We start from the raw sequence: 18486 nt of genomic DNA on the forward strand, positions 1-18486 counted from the left end.
CAAAATGTGACTGTCGGACGAGAATTGCGCCTCGAACCGCGCCCCGGACCTGCCGTCGGGCTCATTACGAGGCCACGGCTGTCGGGAGCGCGCGAGCGGCGCCCACGGCGCGCCGCGCCGACGCCTCTGTAGTCTCCGGTTAGCCACCGGACAGAGGGCATCGGCGCGACGATGTTAGATTCGAGCGTAATTTCCAGCTCACGTTCCCTGCCCCACTGATGCCGCCCACCGTATTCATCGTCTCCGACGGTACCGGGATCACTGCCGAAACCTTCGCGCATTCGATCCTCTCCCAGTTCGACCAGAAATTCCGCCTGGTTCGGGTTCCCTTCGTGGACTCAACCGAGAAGGCCTACGCGACGCTCGAAAAGATCAACGAAGCGGTCAGGCAGGATGGCCGCCGCCCGATCGTCTTCACGACGCTCGTCGACAGTGCGTCGAACAAGATCGTCAAGGGCTCGAATGCGCTGGTGCTGGACATGTTCCAGACCTTCGTCGAGCCGCTCGAACAGGAACTGGAGCTGAAGTCGAGCCACGCGATGGGCCGTGGGCACCAGAACGCGGACACCGAGGAGTACAAGAACCGCATCGAGGCGATCAACTTCTCGCTCGCCCATGACGACGGTCAATCGAACCGCAATCTGGCCGATGCCGACGTGATCCTGGTGGGCGTATCGCGCAGCGGCAAGACGCCGACCAGCCTCTATCTGGCGATGCAGTACGGCGTGAAGGCGGCCAACTATCCGCTGATTCCGGAAGACTTCGAACGCGGCAAGCTGCCCACGCCGCTGCTTGAGCACCGCACGAAGATGTTCGGGCTGTCGATCGATCCGCAGCGGCTCTCGGAGATCCGCAATGAGCGCCGTCCGGGCAGCAAGTACGCGGCGCCGGAAAATTGCCGTTACGAGATCAACGAAGCGGAAGCGATGATGCGGCGCGAGGGGATCAAGTGGCTGTCGTCGACGCACAAGTCGATCGAAGAGATCGCGACGACCATCCTGCAGGAAATCAAGCTGGACCGGCCGGCGTATTGAGGAAGGCGAAGCGGCTGCTGGCTTCAGGTCTGCGGCGGCTATGCCCGGTTGTGGCGAAGATTACCGCGTGCCGCGCTGCTGGCGGCACTGTTCGAACAGGCACACGGCGGCCGCCGCCGCCACATTCAACGACTCCATCCCGCCCGGTTGCGGGATCGTCACACGCAGCGTGACCGCATCGCGCCACGTCTGCGAGACGCCCGCGCCTTCGTTACCCATCACCCAGGCGAGCGGCCCCGACAGATCGCAGTCGTAGATCGCCTCGGCGCCGTGCGAGTCCGTAATCACCACCGGCACGGCGAGGCGCTCGATCAAGGTCTGCGGCTCGACGTCTTCGTGAATCTCCAGCAGAAAATGCGCGCCCATGCCTGAGCGCAGCACTTTCGAAGACCACGCGTAAGCCGTACCCGGCGCGCAAAACACCTGCTGGATACCCGCAGCGGCCGCGCTGCGCAGAATCGAGCCCACATTGCCCGCATCCTGCACGCCATCGAGCACCACACAGGTTTGCGCGACCCGCTCCGGCAGCGCCGGCGCGAGTTTATCGACCACCAGCAGAATGCCCACGCCGTTGACCACATTCGACAACTGACCGAACAGCGCATCCGGCAACGTCACGATACGGTGCTCGTCGATCCGCGAGACGATGGTCTGCGCCTCGTCGTGACGCAGCGCGCCCTCGGTGACGAGACAGGTTTCGGGTTGCCCGGCGACATCCAGATACGCGCTCGCAAGGTGAAACCCTTCGAGCAGCGCGTGACCGCTGCGACGCTGTTGATGCGTCGAGCCGGCCAATGCCTTGAGGCGTTTGTAGAGCGGATTGTCCCGCGAGGTGATGGCTTTCACAGGCAGCGAAGACAGTGAGAATGTGAGAAAGGCGCAGGATACCCGCGCGGGTGTGTCAGGAACGCGCAGCGTTGCCGAACGGCTCGTCCCACGCCGCGTCCACGACCTCGGCCGCGATCAGCGTGCCGGCGCCCGACGTGCCCGGCACGCTCACGTTCAGCCCCGCGATACGCAGATGCGCCTCGCGCACCGGCGCAAACGAGCGCCGGTGATGCTCGCACGGCCCGTGTTCGCGCAACGCCGCCAGATGCTGCGGCGTGCCGTAGCCCGAGTGCGCATCGAAGCCGTACACCGGAAAGGTCTGATGCAATTGCAGCAGCATGCGGTCGCGCGTGACCTTGGCGAGAATCGACGCCGCGGAAATGGATTTGACCAGCGCATCGCCGCCGACAATTGCCTCGCTGCGGATAGCCAGCACCGGACAGCGATTACCGTCGATCTTCACCAGCGTCGGCACAACCGCGAGGCCTTCGACGGCGCGCTTCATCGCCAGCATCGTGGCATGCAGGATATTGAGCGTATCGATCTCTTCGACCGACGCCGAGGCAACGCAATACGCCAACGCCCGCTCGACGATCTTGTCATACAGTTCGTCGCGTTTTTTGGCGGTGAGCGCCTTCGAATCGTCGAGGCCGCGGATCATCGGCTTCGACGGATCGAAAATCACCGCCGCCGCCACGACCGGCCCGGCCAGCGGCCCGCGCCCGGCTTCGTCGACGCCGCAGACAATCTCGTCCGGGGCGTTGAAGTTGAAGCCGGGTTGCTCCGCCGCCGCAGCGGACTTGCGCCGGGGCACGCGTGCACCCGTCATCTGCGCCCCTTGCGCGTTTCGACCACGTTCGCCACGACTTCCGCGGCGCGCTGGGCCGTGTTCTGCTTCAGCACGTGATGCATCTCCGTGAAAATTTCCGTCAGCGTGCGCCGGTTGGCTTCGTCGCGCAACTGTTTCAAGGTGGCATCGGCGAGCGCCTCGGGCGTCGCGAAATGCTGCAGGATCTCCGGCACGACGAAGCGCCCGGCCAGGATGTTCGGCAGGCCCACGTAGGGCAGATAGCCCTGCCGCCGCATGATCTGACCGGTCAGCCAGGGCACCTTGTAGGAGATCACCATGGGCTTCTTCAGCAGCGCGGCTTCCAGCGTCACCGTGCCGCTCTTGACGAGAATCGCGTCGGCGGCGGTCATCGCCACCTGCGACTGCCCTTCTATCAGCGTCAGCGCGAGGCCCGGACTGGCATCCACCAGAGGCTGCAGCAATTCGCGCAGCGCCGGCGTCGCCACCGGCATCACGAAACGCACCCCCGGCTCGCGGTGCTGCATCAACTCCATAGCGGCAAAGAACGTCGGGCCGATCAGATTGATTTCCGAGCGCCGGCTGCCCGGCAGCACGGCGATCACCGGCCCGTTTTCCGGCAGCCCGAGCGTGCGGCGCGCGCCCAGCGTGTCCGGCACGAGCGGAATCTCGTCGGCGAGCGGATGACCCACGTACGACGCCGCCACGCCGGCCTTTTCCAGCAACGCGGTTTCGAACGGAAACACGCACATCATGTGGTCGACCGCCTTGGCGATCTTCTTGATGCGGCCGCCGCGCCATGCCCAGATGGATGGGCAGACGAAGTGGATCGTAGGAATGCCGGCCTCGCGCAGCGCATGTTCGAGGCCGAAGTTGAAATCGGGCGCGTCGACGCCGACGAATGCGGCCGGCGGCTCGGCCAGCAACTGGCGCTTCAACTCGTTGCGGATACCGAGAATCCCGGGAATGTGCCGCAGCGCTTCGACATAGCCGCGCACCGACAGCTTTTCCATCGGCCAGTGGGCATCGAAGCCGGTGGCGATCATGCGCGGGCCACCGATGCCGTAGTACTGCGTGCCGGCCGGCAAGCGACTGCCGAGGCCATCGAGCAGGGATGCGGCCAGCAGGTCGCCGGACGGCTCGCCGGCCACCATTGCGAGCCGTAGCGGACTGGGTTGCAAAGTCATCGGTTAGCGGATGATGCCGCGTTGCGAGGCGACCACGAAGTCGACCAGCGCCTTCACCGGCGCATCGCCTTCGCCGCCCGCGGAGGCGAGCTCGGTCAGCTGCACCTTGGCCTCTTCCAGCGACAGACCGTTCTTGTACAGCAAACGGTATGCGGCACGCAGCGCCGAGATGGCATCCGGCGAAAAACCGCGCCGGCGCAGACCCTCGACGTTGATGCCGTGCGGCTCCGCCTTGTTGCCGGCGGCAATCACGAACGGCGGGATGTCCTGCACGAGTGCCGACGCGCCGCCCAGCATCGAATGCGCGCCGATGCGCACGTACTGGTGCACGCCCGACATGCCACCGACAATGGCGTAATCGCCGATCGTCACGTGGCCGGCCATCTGCGCGTTGCTCGACAGGATCACGTTGCTGCCCACATGGCAGTCGTGGCCGATGTGCACGTAGGCCATGATCCAGTTGTCGTCGCCGAGCGTGGTGACGCCCGCGTCCTGAACCGTGCCGGTGTGGATCGTGGTGAACTCACGAACGGTGTTGCGGTTGCCGATGACAAGCCGGGTCGGCTCGTCCCGGTACTTCATGTCCTGCGGCCGGCCACCGACCGATGCATAGTGGCCAATGCGGTTTTCTTCGCCAATGGTCGTGTGACCTTCGATCACGCTGTGCGAACCGACCGTCGTGCCCGCGCCAATGGTGACGTGTGGGCCGACAATGGCATACGGTCCGATTTCAACCGTTTCGTCGAGCTGCGCGCCCGGCTCGACGATTGCAGTGGGATGAATCCTGCTCATGCGCCCTCGCTTCTGATTCCGTTGCGTTATCTGGATGCCGCGCCGGCGTGTGCCGCCTGACCGGCATTCCATTGCTGGCCGCCCCCCAGACGGAGATCCATGACAGGACGTCCGCCGGCGGCCCAGCGTTACCGGCCTACGACTACTGGCCGTCCGTGTCTGTATGGCGGACTGCGCACATCAGGTCGGCTTCCGCCGCAACCGCGCCATCTACCTCAGCGCGTGCCTTGAACTTCCAGATGCCGCGCATATGCCGTTCGAACGTTGCGTTCAGAATGAGCTGATCGCCCGGCTCCACGACGCGCTTGAAGCGCGCATTGTCGATGCCGACGAACAGGTATAGCGTGTTGCCCGGATCATGCGGTTCTTCCGAGAACGTCAGCAGCGCGGCGGTTTGCGCCAGCGCTTCGAGGATCAGCACACCCGGCATCACCGGACGGCTCGGGAAGTGACCCATGAAGTACGGCTCGTTGATCGACACGTTCTTCAGCGCTTTGATGCTCTTGTGCGGCTCGAGTTCGAGCACCCGGTCAACGAGCAGGATCGGATAGCGATGCGGCAGCAGCTTGAGAATCTTATGAATGTCGAGATTGATTTTTTCGGTGCTCATGGTGTTTCTGCTCACGCATTGACTGCGCGATGATGACTGCGGATACGGGTTCGGTGGATTGGTGACGCTTGCTGCCGCCGCTTGACGTGACCCGGCAGCCCATGCTGCCCGGTCACCGCAACCGACGCTTCCTGCTTGATGCCCTGGCGCCTGCCTAAGCGGCGCTCACGCCTTGTTGCCTTGCGCGCTGGTTGCCGCGGCCGCTTCCAGCGCCTTGATACGGTCGCGCAGCTTGTCGATGTTGCGCAGCAAAGCCGCGCTCTTGTTCCAGTTGGCGTGATCGACGGCCGGGAACGCGCTCGTGTACATGCCGGGCTTCAACAGCGACTTCGACACACCCGACTTCGCCGTGACGATCACATAATCGGCCAGTGTAACGTGTCCGGCAATACCGACCGCGCCGCCAATCATGCAATGCCGGCCAATCGTCGTACTACCGGCGATGCCCGCGCAACCGGCAATCACCGTATAGGCGCCGACCTTGCAGTTATGGCCGATCTGCACCAGATTGTCGATCTTCACGCATTCTTCGATGACGGTATCGGCCATCGCGCCGCGGTCGATCGTGGTGTTGGCGCCGATCTCGACGTCCGGCCCGATCGACACGCCACCGACCTGGGGGATCTTCACCCAGCTACCGGTGCGAGCCTCGCCGTCGCCGACAAAGTCCGGCGCGAAACCGAAACCGTCTGAACCGATCACCGCGCCCGCATGAATGATCACGCGCTCGCCGATCTTGCAGCCGTAGTACACGCTGACGTTCGGATACAGGTGCGAGCCGGCGCCGATCTGCGTGCCGCGGCCAATCACCACGTTCGCGTCCAGCCGCACCTGCTCGCCGATCACCGCGCCGGCTTCGACCGTGACATGCGGCCCGATCACGGCGCTCGGCGCAATCTGCGCCGACGGATCGATCGTCGCGCTGGCGTGCACGCCCGGCAGCGCCTTCGGCGCGGCCAGATCGATGAAGGCCTGCGCAACACGCGCGAAGTAAGCGTAAGGGTTGGGTGTGACGATGAAATTGCGAGCGCCCTGCTCGCCGAGCTTCGCGAGATCGTCGGCGCTGATCAACACGGCGCCCGCGCGGGTGGTCTCGACCTGCGACAGATACTTCGGATTGGCGAGGAACGCCAGCTGGTTCGGGCCAGCCTGGTCGAGCGGCGCCAGACTGCCCACGCGCTGCGACCGGTCTCCGACTACTTCACCGCCGAACCGCTGGACGATGTCCTCGAGCGTAAAAGCCATGCGTGTACTGCTCCTGCTGTTCAGTTGCCGTTGTTCGTGGACGACCCGCCCGTGCCGCCCGAGGTGCCCGAAGTGCCATTGCTCGGCGCGGCCGCCAGGGCCTTCAGCACCTGGTCCGTAATGTCGATACGCGGGCTGACATACACCGCTTCCTGAACGATCAGGTCGTAGTGCTGCTGCTCGGCGATCTGCTTGATCACCTTGTTCGCGCGGTCGAGGACGGCGGCCAGCTCCTCGTTGCGGCGTTGGTTCAGGTCTTCACGGAACTCGCGCTGCTTGCGCTGGAAATCGGTATCCAGTTGCGACAGGTCGCGCTGCTTCTCGGCGCGGTCGGCCGGCGCCATCGACGCCCCGTTCTTGTCCAGCGCGTCCGACATCGACTTCAGCTTCTGCGCCATATCCTGCAGATCCTTGTCGCGTTTCGCAAACTCGGCCTCCAGCTTGGTCTGGGCAGCCTTCGCAGCAGCCGACTCGCGCAGGATACGATCCGAGTTGACGGCCGCAATCCTGGCTTCCTGCGCGTGCGCTACCCCAACGCCCAAAGTCATTGCCAGCGCAAGCGCGCACGCCACACGTTTCGAAAACATACCGGTTCGCAAAGTCATCCTCTCGATACTGTAAAGAGGTCCGGGGATAGCCCGGACCGTCCAATCAGAATGCCGTTCCGATCTGGAACTGGAATTTCTGGTACTGGTCGCCATCGTGCTTCGTCAGCGGGAAACCCAGGCTCAGCTTGAGCGGCCCGATCGGCGAGATCCACGCAAGCCCCACGCCGTAACCGTACCGCAAGCCGTTCGCACCGACGCTGTTGCCCTCGTCGCCCCACACATTACCCGCGTCGAGGAACGAAAAGACCCGCAGCGTGCGATCGTAACCCGTGCCCGGCAACGGGAACGTCAATTCGATACTGCCCGCCAGCAGCTTCGAACCGCCGATCGGGTCGCCCGTCGAAACGTCGCGCGGGCCCAGCGAACTTGGCTCGTAGCCACGCACGGAGCCGATCCCGCCCGCATAGTAATTCTTGAAGATCGGGTAAGGCTTGCCGCCTAGGCCGTTGCCATAGCCGCCCTGCAAGTTGAAACCGAGCACGAAACCACGCGCAAACGAATAATAGTACTGCGCGTTGATATCAGCCTTGTAATACTGCGTACCGCCCAGCGGCGTGCCATATTCCGCGTTCGCCTGGGTGAAGTAACCGCGGCTCGGCACCAGCGCGCTGTCGCGCGCGTCGCGCGACCAGCCCACCGTGATCGGCACGTTGTCCGACACCCGGCCGAACTCGTTGACGTAGTCCAGATAGCTTTGCGGCGTCGCCGAGTCGACGTCGAGCCGGTTCTGCTCGAGGCCCGCGCCGAAATATACCGTATCGACTTCGGAAAACGGAATGCCGAACTTCAGGTCGCCGCCAATGGTGACGATCTTGAAGCTCGAATCCGTAGAGTAATAGAGCGGCTGCTGGGTGCGGTAGTACACGTCCGTAATGCGCTTGATGCCGTCCACCGTGAAGTACGGGTCGATCTGCGTGACGGTCAGCGTGCGGTACGTCTTCGCGGTGTTGATGTTGACCCCGAGGCTGGTACCCGAGCCGAACACGTTGTCCTGCGAGACGCCCGCCGAAATGATCGGACCTTCGCCCGAACCGTAGCCCAGACCCAGCGTGATCGAGCCGGTCGGCTTTTCCTTGACCTTGACGTTCACATCCACCTGGTCCGGCGTGTCTTCCACGGGCACGGTCGTCACGTCGACATCGGAGAAGTAGCCGAGGCGATTCACGCGATCCTTCGACAGCGCGAGACGGTTCGAATCGAACCACGAGCTTTCGAGCTGGCGCATTTCGCGGCGCACCACTTCGTCGCGCGTGCGGGTGTTGCCCACCACGTTGATGCGGCGTACATACACCCGGCGGCTCGGATCGATCTGCAGCGTGAGGTCGACCTGATGGTGCAGCGGGTCGATCTGCGGCGAGGCATTCACCGTGGCGAAGGCATAGCCGTACTCGCCGAGCTTGTCGACGAGCGCCTTGGTGGTGGCCTGCAGCTTCTCGGCCGAAAAACGCTCGCCGGTCTTGATCTTGACGAGCTTGTCCAGTTCGGCCTCACGGTCCAGCAGATTGCCGGCCAGATGAATGCCGGAAATCGTGTACGGCTCGCCCTCATGCAGCGAGACCGTCAGGTACATGTCTTTCCTGTCCGGCGAGATCGACACCTGGGTCGAATCGATCGTGAACTCGAGATAACCGCGGTTCAGGTAGTACGAGCGAACGTTCTCCAGATCGCCGGTCAGCTTGTCTTTCGCGTACAGGTCGTTCTTCGTGTACCACGAGAACCAGTTCGGCGTGGACAGCTGCATTTCGTCGAGCAAGGTACCGCTGCTGAACACCTTGTTGCCGATGAAGTTGATCTGGCGGATCTTCGCGCTCGGACCTTCTTCCACCGAAAACAGCAAGGCGACGCGATCGCGGTCGATAGGCGTAACCGTGGTCTTGACTTCGGCTGCGTAGTAGCCGTGCGTCAGATACTGACGCTTGAGTTCCTGTTCGGCCTTGTCGGCCAGGGACTTGTCGTAATAGCGGCCTTGCGACAGCCCGACCGAGTGCAGTGCCTTGATCAGGTTGTCCTTGTCGAACTCGTGCAGACCGGTGAAGTCGATTGTGCCGATAGCCGGACGCTCCACCACCTGGACGATCACGATGTCGCCTTCGACGACGACCCTCACATCATTGAAGAAGCCGGTGGCGTACAGCGCGCGAATCGCTTCGGAGGCCTTGTCGTCGGAGAACGTATCGCCTTCCCGGATGGGCAGGTAGGCGAACACGGTGCTGGGCTCGATGCGTTGCAAACCCTCAATGCGGATGTCCCGCACCACGAAAGGCGAAGTTGCGTGAGCCACCAGTCCATGCGCCGCTAACGCAGCGGCTGCTACCGTCTTAGGAACCGAGCGATGAGGTTTCAACAACGTACTTCCCCAATGTATAGCTAAATCAGGCCAGACGGCCGCCTTTCGTGAGCGCCGACAGACACTTTAAAAATGGATCAGACGAGCCAGATCATTGAAAAGCGCGATCGCCGACAAGGCGACGATACAGGCCAGCCCGGCTCTCTGGAGAACGAGCTGCCAGCGGTCGGAGACCGCTTTGCCGGTTGCAGCTTCAACCAAATAATATAACAGATGCCCCCCGTCCAATACCGGAATCGGGAGTAGGTTAAGTACGCCCAGACTGATGCTGACAAGGGCCAGGAACGACAGGAATGCTGACGGACCGAGCCTTGCACTCTTGCCTGCGTAGTCGGCAATCGTCACCGGGCCTGACAGGTTTTTCAGCGACGCCTCGCCGGTAATCATCCTGCCAAACATGCGTACCGAGTACGCGGCCAGATCCCACGTACGGTGTGCGCCCAGTTGCAGGCTCTCGAGCGGGCCGTAGCGCACCTCGATGGACGGCACCTGGGTCGCCAGTTCCGCGCCGATCCGGCCGATCGACTCGCCGGTGGTGTCGTCGCGCTGCGCGAGCGGGACGACGTGGATTGCTTCGGTCTTGCCGGCCTGCTGCGCGTCGCCGTCACGCTCGACCTGCAGCGTGATGGCCGTACCCGCGTGCGTCTTGACATAGGCGATGAAGGCGGTGGCATTGTCGGTCGGCTTACCATCGATCGACACGAGGCGGTCGCCCGCCGCGAGACCCGCGTGTTGCGCGGCGCTGCCGGGCTGGACGCCCGCCACGATCAGCTTGCCGCCACCCGGCTCGAAACCCAGATGCGACATGAAGTCGTCGTCGACATCCTTCTCCGCGACGTCGCGCAAATCCAGTGGGAAGTCAGAGGTCCCATGGCTGTCTTTGGCGCTCAGAATCACGCGGCGATGATCGAACGCGGCGCCCAGCAGCTTCCAGCGCAGGTCGGACCATGAACGGACCGGCTCGCTCGAACCGCCGTCCGGATTGCGCACCCCGACCACCGTCTCGCCGCCGTCGAAGCCGGCGAGCGCGGCAGCCGTATTCGGCGTCGGCGCGGCGACGATCGCAGCCGGCTCGCTCACGCCGGTGGCAAATACAACGGCGAACAGCGCGATGGCCAGGATGAAATTGGCGACCGGGCCGGCCGCGACGATCGCAAAACGTTTCGCGACGTGTTGGCGGTTGAAGGCGTGCGGCAAGGCTTCAGGGGGAATCGGCGCGCCCGCTTCGCGCTCGTCGAGCATCTTCACGTAACCGCCCAGCGGCAACGCGGCAATGGTCCATTCGGTGCCTGTCTTCGGACTCACCCACTGAACCAGCGGTTTGCCGAAGCCGATCGAAAAGCGCAGCACTTTCACACCGCACAAACGCGCGACACTGTAGTGGCCATACTCGTGAACCACCACCAGCACGCCGATCGCGACCGCGAAGGCGAGCAGTTCGATCAGCAGGTTCATAATCGCCTCACTGGACGGCACGTTCCGCGCGAAGAGCGTCTTGCGGCAAACGCTGGATAAAGTCGGCAGCCGCCCGGCGCGCGGCCGCGTCGGCTTCGATCACGTCGTCGAGCGCCTGGGCGCTGCGGTTGGGCAGCGCGTTCAGCACCGCGTCGACCACCTGGGCAATCGCCATGAAGCCGATCTTGCGGGCAAGGAACGCTTCGACGGCGATCTCGTTGGCGGCATTCAACGCCGCACTCGCAATGCCGCCCTCGGCAAGCGCTTTCATGGCCAGCGCGAGACACGGGAAGCGCGCGTAATCGGGCTTTTCGAACGACAGCGACGCGACCTGCACGAGATCGAGCTGGGCCACGCCGGAATCGACACGCTCGGGGAACGCAAGCGCATGAGCGATCGGCGTGCGCATGTCGGGATTGCCGAGCTGCGCGAGCACCGAGCCGTCGGCGTACGACACCATGGAATGAATCACGCTCTGCGGATGAATCAGCACTTCGATGCGCTCGCCCGGCAGCGCGAACAGCCAGTGCGCCTCGATGACTTCGAGGCCCTTGTTCATCATCGTCGCCGAATCGACCGAAATCTTGCGGCCCATGACCCAGTTCGGATGCTTGCAGGCTTCGTCAGGCGTGACGTTGACGAGACTCGCCGGCTCGCGCGTGCGGAACGGGCCGCCCGACGCGGTCAGGATGATCTTCGACACGCCACCGTGCAACGCGGCCTCGCGCGGCAGGCACTGGAAGATGGCGTTGTGTTCGCTGTCGACCGGCAGCAGCACGGCGCCGTGATCGCGTACCGCGTCCATGAAGATCGCGCCGGACATCACCAGCGCTTCCTTGTTGGCGAGCAGAATGCGCTTGCCGGCGCGCGCGGCGGCCAGGGTCGGGGCGAGCCCCGCTGCGCCGACGATCGCCGCCACGACCGTATCGCAAGCGTCGCTCTTCGAGACGTCGACGAGCGCCTGCGGACCGTAGCTCACCTCGGTCTTGCAGCCGGCCTCGCGCAGCTTCGCGGCGACCTGCGCCGCGGTAGCGGCATCGCCGACCACCGCCACTTCGGGATGAAAGCGCAGGCATTGTTCGACGAGCTTGTCGCCGTTGCGATGCGCGGTCAGCGCGTAGACCGAAAAGCGCTCGGGATGACGCGCGACGACGTCGAGCGTGCTGTCTCCAATCGAGCCCGTGGAACCGAGCAGTGTCAGACGTTTTTGCATATCTCTTTCTCTAGCCGAGCAGCAGCATTGCGAGCGGCAGCACCGGCAATAGTGCATCGATGCGGTCAAGGACGCCACCGTGTCCCGGCAGCAGGCCGCTGGAATCTTTGACGCCGGCCTGACGTTTTAACAGCGATTCGAACAGATCGCCGACGACGCTGAACACCACCAGAACCGTCAGGACGACCAGCGTGCGGACAGCGCCGAGGCGCCCCAGCAATGCGGAATACAGGGTCGGTTCGAACGCATGCAGCACTATAGCCGCTGACGCGACGATCACGACAGCCAGCCAGCCGCCGACGGCGCCTTCCCAGGTCTTACCGGGGCTGATGGCGGGCGCCAGCTTGTGCCGACCGAACGCCTTACCCGCAAAGTATGCGCCGATATCGGCCAGCCAGACCACCAGCAGCAGGGACAGAACGAACGGGACACCCTTGGCGCGTGCCGCCACGAGCGCATGCCAGCAGGCGACGAACACCACAATTCCGGCAAGAAACAGGAACAGGCGCCAGGCGCCCTGCGCGAGCGCCGGTTTGCGCAACAGGACGTACGGTCCGGCCAGCACCCAGAAGACCGCGGCGGCCTGCAGCAGGGAACGCGGCGGATGCACCTCGGTGCCGAGCCGCGTGCTCGCCACCAACGCCACCGCCGCAACGAGAGCGTAGACGACCGGGCCGACGCCGCCCACTTTCAGCAGGCGCGCCCATTCCCACGCGGCAAAGACGAGCACGAACGCGATCAACGCGCCGAACGCGCCCACCGGCGCGAACAGCGTGACCGGCAAGAACACAGCCAGCAGGACGATCGCCGTGATAACACGGGTTTTTAGCATGGAAGCGAATCGACGTTTTGCGATTGCGGCTCGAGCTGAGCACTGGTGCGGCCGAAGCGGCGTTCGCGCTCCGCATACGAATCGATCGCGTGGCGCAGCGCCTCGGCGTCGAAATCCGGCCAGAAGGTATCGGTGAAGTAGAACTCGGTGTAGGCCAGTTGCCACAGCAGGAAGTTGCTGATGCGCTGCTCGCCGCCGGTCCGGATGAAGAGATCGGGCTCCGGCGCGTACGCCATGGCGAGGTGCTCGGCGAACGATTCCTCGTTGATCTCGACGGCCTCGCCGGCCTGCGCCGATTGCTCGGCCAGCTTGCGGGTGGCCTGCATGATGTCCCAGCGGCCGCCGTAGTTGGCGGCGATGGTCAGCGTAAGACGGGTATTGCGGGCGGTTTTGGTCTCGGCGCGGCGGATCAGATCCTGGATGCGCTTGTCGAACATCGCCAGGTCGCCGACCACGCGCAGGCGAATGCCGTTGGCGTGCAGCTTGCCGATCTCGCGCTCCAGCGCGGTCACGAACAGGCGCATCAGGAACGACACTTCGTCGTTCGGACGGCGCCAGTTCTCGGAGCTGAAGGCGAACAGCGTCAGATATTCGACGCCGGACCGTGCGCACGCCTCGACGGCGGCACGCACCGCGTCGACGCCGCGCGTATGGCCTGCCACGCGCGGCAGGCGGCGCTGCGTTGCCCAACGGCCGTTGCCGTCCATGATGATCGCGATATGTCGCGGCACCGCCGCGACATCAGGCACGCGAACGGTTGAGCTGGTATAGGTCATGGCCGTCGGGACAGTGACTGCAAAAAAAGAAGTAAAGACCTGAAGATGCTGGAGCCTGACGGCCTCAGACCGTCATGATCTCGGCTTCTTTGGTCGTCACGAGCTTGTCGATTTCCGACACGAACTTGTCCGTCAGCTTCTGGACGTCGTCGCCGGCACGACGCTCGTCGTCTTCGGAGATTTCCTTGTCTTTCACGAGCTTCTTCAATTGCTCGTTGGCGTCGCGGCGCAGGTTGCGCACCGCAATCTTGGCCGTTTCCGCTTCGCTGCGCGCGACCTTGGTCAGTTCGCGGCGGCGCTCTTCGGTCAGCGCGGGCATTGGCACGCGGATCACGTCGCCTTGCGTAGCCGGGTTCAGGCCCAGATCGGATTCGCGGATCGCCTTTTCGACGACCGGCACCATCTTCTTTTCCCACGGCTGCACGCCGATCGTACGGGCGTCGATCAGCGTCAGGTTCGCGACCTGCGAGATCGGCACCGGCGAGCCGTAATAGTCGACCTGGATGTGATCGAGCAGGCCCGTGTGCGCACGGCCCGTGCGGATCTTCGACAGATCGTTCTTGAACGCGTCGATCGAGCGCTGCATCTTCTGCTCGACGCCCTTCCTGATATCAGCCACAGACATTTTTAAACCTCCGAACCTTCAAAACGGTGCGAGCCGGCCAGCGCGCGTACAGCGGCGGCCCGGGCCCGCGTTAAAGCCCACGTTATGTGAACGAGAGTTTACACGTGGACGAGGGTACCCTCGTCCTCGCCTTGCACAATGCGCTTCAGCGCACCTGGCTTGACGATAGAAAACACGCGGATCGGCAGCTTCTGGTCGCGGCACAGCGCGAAAGCCGTGGCGTCCATCACCTGCAGATTGCGGCCAATCGCCTCGTCGAAGCTGATCGTTGTGTAGCGCGTGGCCGTCGGGTCCTTCTTGGGGTCGGCCGAATACACGCCGTCCACCTTGGTGGCCTTCAGCACGACTTCCGCGCCGACTTCCGAGCCGCGCAGCGCAGCCGCGGTGTCCGTCGTGAAGAACGGGTTACCCGTGCCGGCCGCGAAAATCACGACCTTGCCTTCTTCAAGCTGGCGGATCGCCCGGGGGCGGATATACGGCTCGACCACCTGGTCCATGCGCAGCGCCGACTGCACGCGCGCCTCGATACCGGCGTGGCGCATCGCGTCCTGCAGCGCCAGCGCGTTCATCATGGTGGCGAGCATCCCCATGTAGTCGGCCGTTGCGCGGTCCATGCCCGCCGCACCGCCTGCCACACCACGGAAAATATTGCCGCCGCCGATCACGACAGCCAGTTGCGTACCGAGCCGCACGACCTCGGCCACGTCCGCCACCATTCTTTCGATCGTCGCGCGATTGATGCCGAAGGCATCATCGCCCATCAGAGCTTCACCGGAGAGTTTGAGCAGGACGCGTTTATAGGCAGTGGGCATAGGGGTATCCAGATCGCGCAGAACAGGGCAACAACAAGGAACTAACTGTAGGGGTGAAATGCTGATTCGGGCAAGCGTCGCCAAATTGACGAACCCCAGGGTTCGCCAGAGGCGGCTGCACGGCGAGGGTCAACCCGCAGGCAGCCTTGCGGCGCCGCCGACCGCGGCAGGGTCTTGCCCCGCCGCGGGTCCAACGGTATTGCGGTGAAGCTTATTGTTGCTTTGCAGCAGCCACTTGGGCGGCCACTTCGGCTGCGAAGTCGTCCTGCTTCTTCTCGATGCCTTCGCCGACCACGAACAGCGCGAACTTCTGCACGCTCGAACCTGCTGCCTTCAGCATCTGCTCGATCGTCTGCTTGTCGTTCTTAACGAACGTCTGGTTCAGCAGCGACACTTCCTTCAGATACTTCTGCACGCTGCCGTCGACCATCTTCGCGACGATTTCAGCCGGCTTGCCCGATTCAGCGGCCTTCTGTTCCGCGATGCTGCGTTCCTTGGCGATCAGATCGGCCGGCACTTCGTCCGACGACAGCGAGACCGGCTTCATGGCCGCGATGTGCATGGCGACGTCCTTGCCGACCTGCTCGTCCGCGCCGGTGTACTCGACCAGCACGCCGATACGCGTGCCGTGCAGGTACGCAGCCAGCTGGTTGGCGGTCTCGAAGCGCACGAAACGGCGGATGGACAGGTTTTCGCCGATCTTGCCGACCAGCGCGAGGCGCACTGCGTCGACCGTCGAGCCTTCCAGCGGCAGCGCTGCCAGCGCAGCGACGTCAGCCGGGTTTTGCTTGGCGACCAGTTCGGCGATCTGCTTGGAGAAAGCCAGGAAGTCGTCGTTCTTCGAAACGAAGTCGGTTTCGCAGTTCAGTTCGACGATTGCACCGACGTTGCCGCCGATGAACGACGAGATCACGCCTTCAGCCGTCACGCGCGAAGCGGCCTTGCTGGCCTTGTTGCCGAGCTTCACACGCAGCAGCTCTTCAGCACGCTCCATGTCGCCTTCGGCTTCCGTCAGCGCCTTCTTGCATTCCATCATCGGCGCATCGGTCTTCGCGCGCAGTTCTGCAACCATGCTTGCGGTAATTGCCGCCATCATTCGCTCCTTGAGTCTGTCTTTCACACACCGCCCGCACTTCGATGCCGGCGGCAAGAATTCGTTTCCGCATGGCGCGAATTTTTCTCGCGCCCTGGCCAGGTGTCATGACTTAAAAAAAGGGGGCCTGTAGAAAGCCCCCTTTTTTGCCGGACACAGGGCAGCTTTACGCTTCCGCGTTGACCTCGACGAACTCGTCGCCGTCACCACCACGTGCAGCCTGCACCACTTCGTTGACCGCGTTTGCACGGCCTTCGAGGATCGCGTCAGCCACGCCTTGCGTGTACAGGGCGACGGCCTTGCTGGCGTCGTCGTTACCCGGGATCACGTAGTCGATGCCTTCCGGCGAGTGGTTCGTGTCGACCACAGCGATAACCGGCACGCCGAGCTTGTTCGCTTCCGTCACAGCAATCTTGTGGTAACCGACGTCGACCACGAAAATTGCGTCCGGAATGCCGCCCATGTCCTTCACGCCGCCGATCGACTTTTGCAGCTTGGCGATTTCGCGTTCGAACAGGAGCGCTTCCTTCTTGCTCATGCGTTCCGTTTCACCGGCTTCCAGCGCTGCTTCCATGTCCTTCAGGCGCTTGATCGAAACCTTCAGCGTCTTGAAGTTGGTCAGCATGCCGCCGAGCCAGCGTGCGTTGACGAACGGCATGCCAGCGCGTTGTGCCTCTTCGGCGATCGTGTCGCGCGATTGACGCTTCGTGCCGACGAACAGGATCGTGCCGCGGTTTGCTGCCAGCTGACGCACATACTTCAGTGCGTCGTTGTACATCGGCAGCGTCTTTTCGAGGTTGATGATGTGAATCTTGTTGCGATGGCCGAAAATGAAGGGGGCCATCTTCGGGTTCCAGAAGCGCGTTTGGTGACCGAAGTGGACACCTGCTTCCAGCATTTGACGCATGGTAACTGCCATGAAAATCTCCGCTAGGGTTGGGTCTTAAGCCGGCGGCCGTATCTGCCGCGCCGTCTTCGCCATCTGCGAGGACCTGACGCGGCGGACACCCTGGGTGCTGCCGGCTTGCGAGTCTGCTGCCTTGGGTTGTGCCGCTGCATTTGCCACGGCGCCCACCACCAAAGGAGAGCACCGCCCCAGCACAACCTGAAAACGCCTCATAGCGCAGGCAACTATCGCTATGAGCCAGTCTTTTCCACAAAATCAAATAATGTGGAGCGACTTAGCCAGAGATTATAGCACGTGACTATCGGCAGACTCAACCTGCCCGGTAGCCCCTAATCCGGTGAGCGGGTTGCACCTGCCCGAAGGGGGAGAACCGGGGGAGTACCCCTTGTCCAATCGGCCAACGCTCTCTCAAAACCCTGCGAACGCAGGAATATGGTGCGATAATCTTCAAATAATCGCATTTCAGGCCCGACTCATGGCTATTACGCTCAAAAACGAACACGATATCGCGCAGATGCGCGTCGCCTGCCGCCTCGCAAGCGAAGTGCTCGACTACATTACCCCGTTCGTCGCCGCCGGCATCACTACCGGCGAGCTCGACCGCCTGTGTCACGAATACATGCTGAAGGAACAGGGCACGGTGCCGGCGCCGCTCAATTATCAGCCGCCCGGCTACCCGCCGTATCCAAAGGCCACCTGCATTTCGGTCAACGACGTGATCTGCCATGGCATCCCGGGCGACAAGACGCTCAAGAACGGCGATGCGCTGAATATCGACGTCACGGTGATCAAGGAAGGCTACTTCGGCGATACGAGCCGCATGTTCATCGTCGGCGAAGGCTCGATTCTCGCGAAGCGGCTCGTGCAGACCACCTTCGAGTGCATGTGGCTCGGTATCGACCAGGTCCGGCCCGGCGCGCATCTCGGCGACATCGGCCATGCGATCCAGCGCCACGCCGAGGGGCAAGGCTACAGCGTGGTGCGCGAATATTGCGGCCACGGCATCAGCACGGTGTTTCACGAAGACCCGCAAGTCCTGCACTACGGCCGTCCGGGCACGGGCATCGAACTGCAGCAGGGCATGATTTTCACGATCGAGCCGATGATCAACGCCGGCCGTCGCGATATCCGCACCATGCCGGATCAATGGACCGTGAAGACCAAGGACCGCAGCCTGTCCGCGCAGTGGGAGCACACGGTGCTCGTCACCGCGAGCGGCTATGAGGTGCTGACGGTCTCGGCCGGCACGCCGGCGCGGCCGCCGGTCGTCGCTTCGGCCACCACGGCCTGACGGTCCTGAGTTCCCACTCGCGC

The 18486-nt window shown here is 63.4% G+C and carries 18 protein-coding genes; 2 read left to right on the forward strand and 16 right to left on the reverse strand.

Translation table 11 applies throughout. From position 1 onward, the window contains the following. Window positions 1–218 precede the first annotated feature (218 nt). Entirely contained in the window at window positions 219–1034 is an 816-nt protein-coding gene (gene ppsR, locus BUS12_RS22990) for a posphoenolpyruvate synthetase regulatory kinase/phosphorylase PpsR (RefSeq protein WP_074299603.1), read from the forward strand. A gap of 60 nt (window positions 1035–1094) precedes the next feature. Here the strand turns inward: ppsR and BUS12_RS22995 are convergent, their stop codons facing one another. The 16 genes from BUS12_RS22995 to rpsB form a co-directional block, all read right to left on the reverse strand. Further along, on the reverse strand, window positions 1095–1880 hold the full coding sequence (locus BUS12_RS22995; protein WP_074299605.1) for a TrmH family RNA methyltransferase: 786 nt from the start codon (window positions 1878–1880) through the stop codon (window positions 1095–1097). A gap of 55 nt (window positions 1881–1935) precedes the next feature. Further along, window positions 1936–2691 (reverse strand): ribonuclease HII, encoded by a 756-nt coding sequence (gene rnhB, locus BUS12_RS23000; protein ID WP_074299607.1) that lies wholly within the window; start codon window positions 2689–2691, stop codon window positions 1936–1938. Next, window positions 2688–3857 carry a lipid-A-disaccharide synthase gene (gene lpxB / locus BUS12_RS23005; protein ID WP_074299610.1) on the reverse strand — a complete coding sequence of 390 codons (1170 nt, stop codon included), beginning with the start codon at window positions 3855–3857 and terminating at the stop codon, window positions 2688–2690. Before lpxB ends, rnhB begins: the two co-directional genes overlap by 4 nt. A 3-nt stretch (window positions 3858–3860) precedes the next feature. Next, window positions 3861–4649 carry an acyl-ACP--UDP-N-acetylglucosamine O-acyltransferase gene (gene lpxA / locus BUS12_RS23010; protein WP_074299613.1) on the reverse strand — a complete coding sequence of 263 codons (789 nt, stop codon included), beginning with the start codon at window positions 4647–4649 and terminating at the stop codon, window positions 3861–3863. Window positions 4650–4791: 142 nt separating this feature from the next. After that, a complete protein-coding gene (gene fabZ, locus BUS12_RS23015) occupies window positions 4792–5259 on the reverse strand; it encodes a 3-hydroxyacyl-ACP dehydratase FabZ (protein ID WP_074299615.1) in 468 nt (155 codons plus the stop codon). A gap of 165 nt (window positions 5260–5424) precedes the next feature. After that, window positions 5425–6504 carry a UDP-3-O-(3-hydroxymyristoyl)glucosamine N-acyltransferase gene (lpxD, locus tag BUS12_RS23020; RefSeq protein ID WP_074299617.1) on the reverse strand — a complete coding sequence of 360 codons (1080 nt, stop codon included), beginning with the start codon at window positions 6502–6504 and terminating at the stop codon, window positions 5425–5427. A 20-nt stretch (window positions 6505–6524) separates the two neighbouring features. Then, entirely contained in the window at window positions 6525–7109 is a 585-nt protein-coding gene (locus BUS12_RS23025) for an OmpH/Skp family outer membrane protein (RefSeq protein ID WP_429304828.1), read from the reverse strand. A gap of 46 nt (window positions 7110–7155) precedes the next feature. Beyond that, window positions 7156–9459, reverse strand: coding sequence for an outer membrane protein assembly factor BamA (bamA, locus tag BUS12_RS23030; protein WP_074299621.1), 2304 nt, complete (start codon window positions 9457–9459; stop codon window positions 7156–7158). 66 nt (window positions 9460–9525) lie between these two features. After that, window positions 9526–10914 (reverse strand): RIP metalloprotease RseP, encoded by a 1389-nt coding sequence (gene rseP, locus BUS12_RS23035; RefSeq protein WP_074299623.1) that lies wholly within the window; start codon window positions 10912–10914, stop codon window positions 9526–9528. 7 nt (window positions 10915–10921) lie between these two features. Next, the gene (locus tag BUS12_RS23040; protein ID WP_074299624.1) at window positions 10922–12127 is read right to left on the reverse strand and encodes a 1-deoxy-D-xylulose-5-phosphate reductoisomerase; all 1206 of its coding nucleotides are present in this window, start codon (window positions 12125–12127) and stop codon (window positions 10922–10924) included. Between the two features lie 10 nt (window positions 12128–12137). Continuing rightward, on the reverse strand, window positions 12138–12959 hold the full coding sequence (locus BUS12_RS23045) for a phosphatidate cytidylyltransferase (RefSeq protein WP_074299626.1): 822 nt from the start codon (window positions 12957–12959) through the stop codon (window positions 12138–12140). Further along, window positions 12953–13735 carry an isoprenyl transferase gene (locus BUS12_RS23050; protein WP_074299628.1) on the reverse strand — a complete coding sequence of 261 codons (783 nt, stop codon included), beginning with the start codon at window positions 13733–13735 and terminating at the stop codon, window positions 12953–12955. The genes BUS12_RS23045 and BUS12_RS23050 overlap by 7 nt, the downstream gene beginning before the upstream one ends. A 64-nt stretch (window positions 13736–13799) precedes the next feature. Beyond that, window positions 13800–14360, reverse strand: coding sequence for a ribosome recycling factor (gene frr, locus BUS12_RS23055; RefSeq protein WP_074299630.1), 561 nt, complete (start codon window positions 14358–14360; stop codon window positions 13800–13802). Between the two features lie 98 nt (window positions 14361–14458). Next, window positions 14459–15172 (reverse strand): UMP kinase, encoded by a 714-nt coding sequence (gene pyrH / locus BUS12_RS23060; RefSeq protein WP_074264280.1) that lies wholly within the window; start codon window positions 15170–15172, stop codon window positions 14459–14461. A gap of 211 nt (window positions 15173–15383) precedes the next feature. Continuing rightward, window positions 15384–16265 (reverse strand): translation elongation factor Ts, encoded by an 882-nt coding sequence (tsf, locus tag BUS12_RS23065; protein WP_074299632.1) that lies wholly within the window; start codon window positions 16263–16265, stop codon window positions 15384–15386. A 166-nt stretch (window positions 16266–16431) separates the two neighbouring features. Continuing rightward, a complete protein-coding gene (gene rpsB / locus BUS12_RS23070) occupies window positions 16432–17184 on the reverse strand; it encodes a 30S ribosomal protein S2 (protein WP_074299634.1) in 753 nt (250 codons plus the stop codon). 463 nt (window positions 17185–17647) lie between these two features. Here rpsB and map point away from each other — a divergent pair, with 463 nt between their 5' ends. Continuing rightward, entirely contained in the window at window positions 17648–18463 is an 816-nt protein-coding gene (map, locus tag BUS12_RS23075; protein ID WP_074299636.1) for a type I methionyl aminopeptidase, read from the forward strand. Window positions 18464–18486 lie beyond the last annotated feature (23 nt).

It is taken from the genome of Paraburkholderia phenazinium, from assembly GCF_900142845.1.
Lineage (GTDB): Bacteria > Pseudomonadota > Gammaproteobacteria > Burkholderiales > Burkholderiaceae > Paraburkholderia > Paraburkholderia phenazinium_A.

What these genes read in the sequence shown, in the direction of transcription:
- ppsR (WP_074299603.1), top strand. Translation starts at nt 219, where the DNA reads ATGCCGCCCACCGTATTCATCGTCTCCGACGGTACCGGGATCACTGCC.
- rnhB (WP_074299607.1), bottom strand. Translation starts at nt 2,691, where the DNA reads ATGACGGGTGCACGCGTGCCCCGGCGCAAGTCCGCTGCGGCGGCGGAG.
- lpxB (WP_074299610.1), bottom strand. Translation starts at nt 3,857, where the DNA reads ATGACTTTGCAACCCAGTCCGCTACGGCTCGCAATGGTGGCCGGCGAG.
- lpxA (WP_074299613.1), bottom strand. Translation starts at nt 4,649, where the DNA reads ATGAGCAGGATTCATCCCACTGCAATCGTCGAGCCGGGCGCGCAGCTC.
- fabZ (WP_074299615.1), bottom strand. Translation starts at nt 5,259, where the DNA reads ATGAGCACCGAAAAAATCAATCTCGACATTCATAAGATTCTCAAGCTG.
- lpxD (WP_074299617.1), bottom strand. Translation starts at nt 6,504, where the DNA reads ATGGCTTTTACGCTCGAGGACATCGTCCAGCGGTTCGGCGGTGAAGTA.
- BUS12_RS23025 (WP_429304828.1), bottom strand. Translation starts at nt 7,109, where the DNA reads ATGACTTTGCGAACCGGTATGTTTTCGAAACGTGTGGCGTGCGCGCTT.
- rseP (WP_074299623.1), bottom strand. Translation starts at nt 10,914, where the DNA reads ATGAACCTGCTGATCGAACTGCTCGCCTTCGCGGTCGCGATCGGCGTG.
- BUS12_RS23040 (WP_074299624.1), bottom strand. Translation starts at nt 12,127, where the DNA reads ATGCAAAAACGTCTGACACTGCTCGGTTCCACGGGCTCGATTGGAGAC.
- BUS12_RS23045 (WP_074299626.1), bottom strand. Translation starts at nt 12,959, where the DNA reads ATGCTAAAAACCCGTGTTATCACGGCGATCGTCCTGCTGGCTGTGTTC.
- BUS12_RS23050 (WP_074299628.1), bottom strand. Translation starts at nt 13,735, where the DNA reads ATGACCTATACCAGCTCAACCGTTCGCGTGCCTGATGTCGCGGCGGTG.
- frr (WP_074299630.1), bottom strand. Translation starts at nt 14,360, where the DNA reads ATGTCTGTGGCTGATATCAGGAAGGGCGTCGAGCAGAAGATGCAGCGC.
- pyrH (WP_074264280.1), bottom strand. Translation starts at nt 15,172, where the DNA reads ATGCCCACTGCCTATAAACGCGTCCTGCTCAAACTCTCCGGTGAAGCT.
- tsf (WP_074299632.1), bottom strand. Translation starts at nt 16,265, where the DNA reads ATGGCGGCAATTACCGCAAGCATGGTTGCAGAACTGCGCGCGAAGACC.
- rpsB (WP_074299634.1), bottom strand. Translation starts at nt 17,184, where the DNA reads ATGGCAGTTACCATGCGTCAAATGCTGGAAGCAGGTGTCCACTTCGGT.
- map (WP_074299636.1), top strand. Translation starts at nt 17,648, where the DNA reads ATGGCTATTACGCTCAAAAACGAACACGATATCGCGCAGATGCGCGTC.